This is a genomic window from Synechococcus sp. CC9616 (genome assembly GCF_000515235.1).
Taxonomy (GTDB): domain Bacteria; phylum Cyanobacteriota; class Cyanobacteriia; order PCC-6307; family Cyanobiaceae; genus Parasynechococcus.
Window position 1 is genome coordinate 1,702,174 of sequence record NZ_KI911558.1, and the last position, 9,192, is coordinate 1,711,365.

At 60.4% G+C, this 9,192-nt stretch carries 8 protein-coding genes; 5 read left to right on the forward strand and 3 right to left on the reverse strand.

What is annotated here, in order from left to right:
- The coding region (locus SYN9616_RS0109940) for an S-layer homology domain-containing protein (RefSeq protein WP_028952941.1) at positions 1–261 on the reverse strand (261 nt) is incomplete at its 3' end.
- Positions 262–647: 386 nt separating this feature from the next.
- Here SYN9616_RS0109940 and SYN9616_RS15665 point away from each other — a divergent pair.
- Positions 648–2,240, forward strand: coding sequence for a DUF2079 domain-containing protein (locus SYN9616_RS15665; RefSeq protein WP_037991463.1), 1,593 nt, complete (start codon positions 648–650; stop codon positions 2,238–2,240).
- Between the two features lie 52 nt (positions 2,241–2,292).
- Here SYN9616_RS15665 and SYN9616_RS17370 read toward each other — a convergent pair whose 3' ends face one another.
- The gene (locus SYN9616_RS17370; protein WP_156918758.1) at positions 2,293–2,433 is read right to left on the reverse strand and encodes a hypothetical protein; all 141 of its coding nucleotides are present in this window, start codon (positions 2,431–2,433) and stop codon (positions 2,293–2,295) included.
- A 65-nt stretch (positions 2,434–2,498) separates the two neighbouring features.
- On the opposite strand from SYN9616_RS17370, the gene SYN9616_RS0109955 reads away from it, so the two are divergent.
- The 4 genes from SYN9616_RS0109955 to SYN9616_RS15670 are packed head-to-tail and all read left to right on the forward strand — an operon-like array spanning position 2,499 to position 8,062.
- The gene (locus tag SYN9616_RS0109955; RefSeq protein ID WP_028952942.1) at positions 2,499–4,058 is read left to right on the forward strand and encodes a glycosyltransferase family 39 protein; all 1,560 of its coding nucleotides are present in this window, start codon (positions 2,499–2,501) and stop codon (positions 4,056–4,058) included.
- 23 nt (positions 4,059–4,081) lie between these two features.
- On the forward strand, positions 4,082–5,212 hold the full coding sequence (locus SYN9616_RS0109960; protein ID WP_028952943.1) for a glycosyltransferase: 1,131 nt from the start codon (positions 4,082–4,084) through the stop codon (positions 5,210–5,212).
- Positions 5,209–6,696 (forward strand): glycosyltransferase family 39 protein, encoded by a 1,488-nt coding sequence (locus SYN9616_RS0109965; protein ID WP_232200308.1) that lies wholly within the window; start codon positions 5,209–5,211, stop codon positions 6,694–6,696. The genes SYN9616_RS0109960 and SYN9616_RS0109965 overlap by 4 nt, the downstream gene beginning before the upstream one ends.
- Entirely contained in the window at positions 6,674–8,062 is a 1,389-nt protein-coding gene (locus SYN9616_RS15670; protein ID WP_084218337.1) for a DUF2079 domain-containing protein, read from the forward strand. The genes SYN9616_RS0109965 and SYN9616_RS15670 overlap by 23 nt, the downstream gene beginning before the upstream one ends.
- 112 nt (positions 8,063–8,174) lie before the next feature.
- Here the strand turns inward: SYN9616_RS15670 and psbD are convergent.
- Positions 8,175–9,192, reverse strand: a 1,018-nt coding sequence (psbD, locus tag SYN9616_RS0109975) for a photosystem II D2 protein (photosystem q(a) protein) (protein ID WP_028952945.1), incomplete at its 5' end; no start/stop codon positions are given.

Here is a 9,192-nt window from a genome sequence, read left to right on the forward strand (position 1 = left end):
CATGGCCCGGTTGCCGCGGAAGGTGCCGTTGGGATAACCGGCGACACAGCCGTAGCGCTCGATCAGGCTGGCGAGAGCCTGATAAGCCCAGTCGGTTGGGTAAACATCAGAAAACTGAGTGATGCTGGTGACCTGCTCCTTCCGGCTGGAAGGGGCATACTCAGCCATTGCATCGACGTTGAAGTCAGCTGCCTGGGTGGCGACAGGGGCCAAAAGGCCGAGAGCTGCCGGCGCAACCAGCAGTTGCTGGAAGAGCTTCATGGGTGATCCTCACACGGAAAAAGGGCGGATTAGCCCACATGGATGCTGAAGCCATATCAATGACGAGCCAACCAGAGGTGTGACGGAAAAGGCTTCGACCAGTAGCAGCAGATACAGAGAAACCGTGATTCAGTTCAAGTCGATACAAACAAAATTCGTCTCTGAGCAGGCTCCTGCCCAGTCAGGCACTGGAATATGAGCGAAACAGAACACGCCAACGGGAGGCCCCCTTGGATCTCGATCAATCCACCTAATCCGGCGAGCCCTCTCAGCCGCCATTGGGGCTTAGCTGGGGACGCCTGATTTCAAGAGACGTGCTGGGCCATGGTTCTCAAGGGCGGACGGCGCATCGCCGCCGTGTTTTTGTCGCGGCTGGGGTGTTCGCGCTGGTTGCGCTGATTCTCCAGGCCTGGAGGTCCCAGGTGCTGTTGGCCAGCTACGACCAGGGGATCTTCCAGCAAGTGCTGTGGAACAGCCTGCAAGGACACCCCTTCGAAAGCACGCTGTCATCGCAGCTGTCAGCCAGCGTCGGCCAGGCAGGTGAACTGCCCTCGGTGGATTACGAGCGGCTGGGACAGCACTTCACTCCCACGCTGCTGCTCTGGGCCCCTCTGCTCGGCCTGATCGGAGGTGCTGCACTGCCCATCACTCAGGTTGGACTGATCACGGCCGCAGGGCTTGTTCTGCATCGCCTGGCGATTCGCCAGATCCCGGAACGGACGGCCAACTGGATCACCTATGGATACTTCTGCGGCAATGCACTGATCGGGCCAACGCTCGGCAATTTCAGCGATCTCTGCCAGCTGCCCCTGATGGTGTTCGCGCTGATGCTGGGGCTGCTGGAAAAGCGCACGTGGCTGATTGTTATCAGCGCCTTGCTGATTCCATGGATCCGCGAGGACACCGGCGTGCTCCTTGTGGCGGTGGGCGCCTGGATGCTTTGGCGACAGAACAGTCGCTGGGAACTGGGCCTGATCTTGATCGTCTGGGGAGGCGGTTGGGTGCTGCTCAGTACCAACGTGCTGATGCCCCTGTTCTCCGACGACAACGCCAAACGGTTCATGGTCGAAAACTTTGGGCAGTACCTGGGCGACAACCAGCTCCAAGGCAGCAGCAGTCTCGGCGTGGTGCAGAGGATCTTGAGCCAGCCCTTGCTGCTGCTGCAGCAACTGGTCGACCCGCCGGGGCAGACCTTGCTCTATCTGCTGGGACACGCTCTGCCCTTTCTGTTTATTCCCCTGCTGAGTCTCGACACGGTTCTGCTGGCAGGGCCCTCTCTGCTGGGACTGTTTCTGGCCCAGGGGGCGAACGACCCGCTCTCGATCACCATCCGCTACACCCTGCTGGTGGTCCCGGGCTTTGCACTGGGGGCCCTGTTCTGGTGGAAGCGTCGCCGCGATCCAGTCCCGCAACGCAGCCATCGCCTGGCCTGGGGATGCTGCCTGGTGTTGTCCCTGCTGCTCACCGTCAGCAGCAATCCCCACCGCAGCCTTTCCTTCCTGATTCCTGACAGCATTGATCCCTGGGTGTACAGCCCACCGCAACTGCAGTGGAGCCATGGCCAGGCCGCTCGAAGAGTGCTGGCTGTCATCCCGGATGACGCGAGCGCGTCGGCCAACACGCCTCTCGTTCCATTGCTGGCGCGGCGAGAGGTGCTGGTGCGCTTTCCATTCTCTTCCTCTTATCTGGATCGAGCAGGAGACGAGCGCCCGGTTGACTGGATTGCTGTGGATCTGAATCTGCTCGAGCGATACAGCGCAGCGTTTCGGGGGGACTGGCGTCAGCTGAAGAAAAGCCGGCGGTGGCTCGAGGACCACCGCGAGGGCTATGCGGTGAAGGCGCTGGAGGATGGAGTTCTGGCACTGGAACGCAACGGCCTGCGCGACCCGAAGCTGGAGGCCCGTTTGGATGATGTCCTGGCGCAGCCATTACCAAGAGATCCCCGTGACCAGACCAAAACGATGCCCCCGACCGGATGACCGGCCGGGGGCTCTCGCCGGGTCCGCTTTTGCCGCGAAACCGGATGATCAATCAGAGGAAGGTGCCGTTCAGCCGGCGTTCTCCGCGATCAGCAGACCCTGGGTCAAACAACTGGAACTCATGGACACCTCCTCCTGAAGGATTGTGAATACCGGTTCTGCCTTCGAACTGATGGAGCCCGGAAGCATGCATCAGTTCACAGAACTGCATCCTGTACAACACAAAGATAACGAGGTCGGATTGTGCCTGCGGTAACGATGCAATCCAAGTTCGCAACACCCTGGATCGGTCTGCTGAGCATCTGGGGCGTGGCGGTGGGACTGGCGCTGATCGGCCTGGGCAATGTTCCTCTCAGAGATTTCGACGAGGGCACGGTGGCTCGCGTGGCCCAGGAACTCAGCAAGGGACTGGGTGAAGCACCGCTCTTGCCCACCCTCTGGGGGGAGCCCTATCTCAACAAAGGACCGGGGCTGCACAGCCTGATTGGCCTGGTGATCCGTCAGGCAAGCGGCACGCAGCAACTTCCATCGGAGGGGCTGGTGCGGCTGGTACCGGCTCTGCTGTCCACCCTTGTGGTTCCGCTGGGCGGTCTGCTGCAGTGGCGGCTCCGTCCCGGCGAGCGAAACAGCTGCCTTGCCACCAGCCTCCTGCTGCTCACCCTGCTGCCGGTCGCTCGCCATGGTCGTCTGGCCATGCTCGATGGCAGCCAGCTGTCTGCAATGGCCCTGCTCTGGCTGGCCCTGGCCAGTCTGCGTGGCCAACGCAACGATTCCTACTGGGCTCTGACGGCAGGACTGATGGGGTCGGCCATGCTCCTTCTGAAAGCACCGCTGCTGATTCCCTGCGCAGCCGCCGCCCTTGCCGCTGTGCTCTGGGGACTGGAATGGCAACGCTGGCGCAGCGGCCCAGCCATCAGCTGCATGGCGCTCGGTTTGCTTCCTGGCATCAGCTGGCATCTCTGGCACGCCCACATAAGGGGGGGCCAGGCTCTCTGGATGTGGGGCGGAGACGGTGCCGGCCGGGTGCTGCTCGATGCAGGGGAAGGCAGTGACCTGCGCTGGCGTGTGCCGTTAATCGAACTACTGGAAGGTGGCTGGCCCTGGCTGCTGCTGCTCGTCCCAGGCTTGTGTTGGGCCTGGCAGCTGCGCCATCAGCGTTGGGGTCGCTGGTGCCTGGCCACCCAGGTTGTTCTGGCCGCCGCCATCCTGCCGCTGAAAACACAATTGCCCTGGTACAGCCACCCTCTATGGCTGCCCTTCGCCCTGATCAACGCGCCTCTGCTCGTTTGGTTGGTGGAGCGTCGTGATCGGGGCATTCCAATGCGTTGGTGGCTGCAACGCATTCCCTCGATCTGGATCTTGCTGGGATTCCTGCTGATCGGAGCAACAGCTCTGAGCTTCACGGCTGTTGGCGACCAACTCGCACCGTATCGCTGGCTGGCTGGCGCGGCCGGATTGGGCTGGGGAGCCGGCGGCTGGTGGCTTCAGTCAGCGCAGTTGCGACAGCGGCGGCAGGGGCTGATCAGCATGGTGTGCGGCAGCGTGCTGGCGTTGTCGCTGTTGTTCAGTACTCAGCTCTGGCTGTGGGAACTGAATGAGCGTTGGCCTGTCTCTCCCGTAGCCAGCCTCAGCCGCTCAAGTCCAACCACACCGTTGCTGCATGGATACGACGAACGGCCGAGCCTGAACTGGTACGCAGGCCAGCGGATTCGGCGAGGTCGCAGCCGTGATTCGGGCTGGTTTCTCACCCAAAAACCCGACGATCACTGTGTTGTGACCGCCCGAAAAGGGGACTGGGCACTGGCACGCTGCCGTTAACCTGAACCTCTTGGCAGCGGGTTGTGTCTTCCACGCAGGAACAGCAAGGGAAGAGCAACACAACAGGCCTCTCAATCATTCTTCCAACCTTCAACGAAGCTGAGTCCATCGCTGCGGTGATTCAGTCTCTGCTGGCGCTGGACGACCATTTCGGCATCGAAATCCTGGTGATCGATGACGATTCAACCGACGGGACCACGGACATCGTGCGCCATCTGGCGCGCCAGGACCAACGCATCCGCATCATCCGACGACTGGGCCGCTCAGGACTGGCCAGCGCGATCAAAGAAGGCCTGATTGATGCCATTCATCACCGCGCTGTGGTGATGGACAGCGACGGCCAACACGAGCCTGCATCAGTGTTGGATGCGGTGCAAGCCCTCGACCAGCGGCATCTCGATCTGGTTGCCGGCAGTCGTTTTCTCGATCAATCGGAAATCCGCGGTCTCAGCAGTCGGCGCACCGATGGCTCCACGCTTGCCAATCAACTGGCACGCCGAAGCCTGCCGGCCAGTTACGGCCACCTCACGGATTACATGAGCGGTTTCATGGCCCTCAACCTCAGGCGCTGCCTGCCGCTGATCCGAGACGTGGATGTGAATGGCTTCAAATTCCTCTACGAGCTTCTGGCCATCAGCCGTGGACAGCTTGCCGTCGCCGAAATCCCTCTGGTCTTTCAGCCACGCCTGCATGGAAGCTCCAAGCTGGACAGCGCCATCCTCTGGGATTTCCTCGTTTCCCTGCTGCATACAGCCAGTCTGAGACTGCTGCCGCGGCGGGCAATCAGCTTCGGACTTGTGGGGGCCAGCGGCGTGCTGGTGCAGCTGGCAGTCACGGCGTTGCTGATGACCCTGCTGCGACTCAGCTTTCAACAGGCTCTACCGATCGCGGTGATCACCGCAGCGAGTTCGAATTACCTGATCAACAACGCTCTAACCTTCCGAGATCGCCGACAACGAGGAGCACGGCTCCTGCGCGGACTGCTGAAGTTCCTTTTGGTGGCCTCGCTGCCCGCCCTGGCCAATGTGGGTTTGGCCACCAGCTTCTACACCCTCGTGAACGCTCATGCCATCTGGGCTCAGCTGGCGGGAATTGTGGTGGTCTACATCTGGAACTACGCGGCTTCATCCCGCTTCGTCTGGAATTCGCCGTGATCTGGCTGCCGCTCGGAGTTGGCTTCCTGCTGCGATTCATCCAACTGTGGATGCCGATTGTTGGGGTTCACAGCTGGCGCCAGGCCGATACCGCTGCAATGGCTCGCCACTTCGCCATCGCCAACACGCCGATCTGGTTACCCCAGATCGACTGGGCCGGCTCCTCTGCGGGCTATGTGGAATCAGAATTTCCGCTGTACCCGTTTCTGGTGAGCCGCCTTTATCAGATTTCTGGCGTGCAGGAATGGCTGGGGCGCGGCCTGTCCCTGCTCTGCAGTGTTCTGACCATCTGGCTGGTGATGCGGCTTGGGCGTCGCTGGTTCGGAGCCGAACAAGGCTGGTGGGCCGGACTCTTCTTTGCGATCGCACCACTCGGTGTGTACTACGGAAGGACCTTTCAGGCGGAAGCCCTGCTGCTGCTCCTGGGCGCCAGCTGTTTGGAAGCACACAGCCATTGGCGGACAAAGGGCTCCCGTTGGGCGCTGCTGCTGAGCTGGTTGTGTTTCAGCGGAGCAGGCCTGATCAAGGTGATCCCGCTGCTCTGGCTTGGTTTACCCCTCTTGATGGTGCAACTCAGCAGGGATAGTTCAGCAGAGCCTCAACGCTATGTCAGGCGCTTCTTGATGCTGTTGCGCTCTCCTGGCTTTTGGCTGTACCTCGGCGCTGGGCTCGCAGCCATTGCGGCCTGGTACGCCCACGCCTATCAACTGGGACAAAGCAGCGGGCTGAGTTTCGGATTCTGGGGCGGCGGCAGCGATCGCAGCAGCCTCAGCCTGCTTCTGGATCTTGAGAACTGGTTCAATCTCAGCCTCAGAGTGGCTTTGCGTTTGTTGGCCATTGCCGGCGTGCCCTTCCTGATCAGTGGGATCTGGATCGGAAGGCTCAGCCCGGGAGGGCGCATTGCGATCAGCGGGCTGCTGGGGGTGCTGCTGTGCACCCTCGCCACCATGCGATCCAGCAGCATCCACGAGTACTACCAGTTGCCCTTGCTGCTGTTTGCCTGCCCGTTGATGGGGCTTGGCTGGCAAAGCTGGCAACAGCGGCGCCGCCGCTGGCAACCAAACAGTGTGATCTGTCTTTGGATGACCGTAAGCCTGGCGGTTTTATCGGTTGATTACTGGGCTTTGGAGCATCGCCAGGTCCAGGATTGGATGCCCTTGGCCTCGAGAATTCGCGAGGCGGTGCCCAGCAACAACCGCATCGTCAGTGTCACCAGCACCGACCCCACCTTGCTGAACCTGGCCAGGCGGCAGGGATGGCTGATCTCCAGCAAACAACTGAACTCGGAACGACTGCAGCAATGGAAAGACGCAGGCGCCAGCCATCTCGCTGGCAGTTTCCGCTGGGAAAAAATGTACCGAACGATGCCGGAAAAGCGTCAGCGTGCCTTGCAACGTCTGGCAGCAACCAGTTCTGGAGCCTGGGTTGATGACGTCAGCCAGACCTATCTGATCCCCCTCGATGACGTCAGCTTCAACCGCTGAAGCCCGAGGCAGACCTCGCCCATTCGGCCAATTCGGCCTGGTGAGCATGGCTGTTCTGATCGGCCTGCTGTTCTGGTTCTGTGCAGCGGCACGCCATGGCCTGCTGCAGAGCAACGCCTACGACCTGGGTCTCTTCGATCAATGGGCCTGGCTGATCGGTCAGGGACAACCACCGATCTCTTCGATGGAACAGGTGCATGTGCTGGCCGACCACGGTGCCTGGATGCTTTACGCCGCTGGTGCGGCTTACAGCGTGATGCCATCTGTGCAATGGCTGCTGTCCAGCCAGGCCTTCACGCTGAGCTTCACAGCACTGCCCATCTGGTGGCTTGCCCAGCAAGCAGGACTCACCCCTCGGCGCTGCTGGTTGATGTGCGGTCTCTGGTGGCTGCAACCTGTGGTGTTCAACACCAACCTGTTCGACTTTCACCCCGAAACATGGGTGATGCCCCTGTTTGCCCTGGCGCTCTGGGCCGAACGGGCCGAACGACCAAGGCTTTGGCTGCTGCTGTTGTTGCTGCTGCTCGGTAGCCGCGACGGACTGGTGTTGATCGTTGGTGGTATGGCCATCGATTTGGCCTGGCGACGCCGTTGGAGATGGAGTGCAACCGCTGCAGGGCTCTCGATCACCTGGTTGCTGATGTTGAGCCGCTGGCTCTACCCCTTGTTGCGGAACGGTGAGGGACCCAAAGCCGCTGGACGCATGTTCAGCCACCTCAGCGGTGGCCCGCTTCAGGCCATTCAGAGCCTCGATTGGGGCGGAGGTTTGCTGTACATCGTGCTGCTCTGCCTGCCGTGCATCGGCTTATGGCGGAAGCGCTCACTGCCCACACTGATGATCGGCGCGCCACTGCTGCTGGTGAACCTGCTGTCAGCGTCGCCCAGCTACCGCACCTTGATCCATCACTACAGCCTGCCTTTGGCCGTGGTCATGGTGGTTGCCGTGATCGATGCAAGGCCGCAACAAATCAGAGCAATCCGCGGGTTCTCCTGGACCCTGGGCTGGGCCGTGGTTTGCTGGCTCGCGCTGGCGAAGCCCTGGTACTTCAGCGGTCCCTATCTGAGTCGCGTGTCGGTCCTGAATGACGCTCAAGAAGCAATCTCCCAGGTGCAAGACACGGATGCTGTTCTCACCACCAGCTATTTGGTGCCTCAAATCAGTCAACGCAGCCGTGTGGCTTTTCCCAAGAAAGGCAGTCTTCGCAATCTCGACAATTCAGGCTGGAACGTCTTACTTTTGAATCCCAATGATCCTGGCTGGGGATCAACAAAGCGCCTACAGAAAAACCTGTTGAGCGAGGTTCAACAACGGGGCTGGCTCTGTGAAAACTGGCCTTCAAAACTAGAACTTTGCCGCAAGAAATAAACGATTCAATAAGAGATTGGGCTGGACAGCTGGAAACGTGGTGATGGTGATGTCTTCGCACAAAAAAAGGGGAGCTTGCGCTCCCCACAAAGGTGATTGATGAATTAATCAATCAAAGAGCGTTACCACGGGGCAGAACCTCTTCAGGGAAGACGAAGTTTTCGTGTGGCTGGTCAGCCGGTGCCATCCAGGCACGCAGACCTTCATTCAGAAGAATGTTCTTGGTGTAGAAGGTCTCAAATTCTGGATCCTCAGCAGCGCGGATTTCCTGTGACACGAAGTCATAGGCACGCAGGTTGAGGGCCAGACCGATGATGCCGATGGAGCTGGTCCACAGACCCATCACCGGAACAAACAACATGAAGAAGTGCAGCCAGCGCTTGTTGGAGAAGGCGATCCCGAAGATCTGACTCCAGAAGCGGTTGGCGGTGACCATGGAATAGGTCTCTTCTTCCTGGGTGGGCTCGAACGCCTTGAAGGTGTTGGCCTGCTCGCCATCCTCAAACAAGGTGTTCTCCACGGTGGCGCCGTGAATGGCACAGAGCAGAGCACCGCCGAGGATGCCGGCCACGCCCATCATGTGGAAGGGGTTCAGGGTCCAGTTGTGGAAGCCCTGGAGGAAGAGCAGGAAGCGGAAGATTGCTGCCACCCCGAAGGAAGGAGCAAAGAACCAGCTGCTCTGGCCGAGGGGATACATCAGGAAGACACTGACGAACACCGCAATCGGGCCGGAGAAGGCGATGGCGTTGTACGGGCGAATGCCCACGAGACGAGCGATTTCGAACTGACGCAGCATGAAGCCGATCAGTGCGAAAGCACCGTGCAGAGCCACGAAGGCCCAGAGACCACCGAGCTGACACCAGCGAACGAAGTCGCCTTGGGCCTCAGGGCCCCAGAGCAGCAGCAAGCTGTGACCCATCGCATCAGCGGGGGTTGAAACAGCAGCGGTGAGGAAGTTGCAACCTTCCAGGTACGACGAAGCAATGCCGTGGGTGTACCAGGAGGTAACAAAGGTGGTGCCTGTCAGCCAGCCACCGATGGCCAGATAGGCCGTTGGGAAAAGAAGGATGCCGGACCAGCCGACAAAAACGAAGCGGTCGCGCTTGAGCCAGTCATCGAGGACGTCGAAC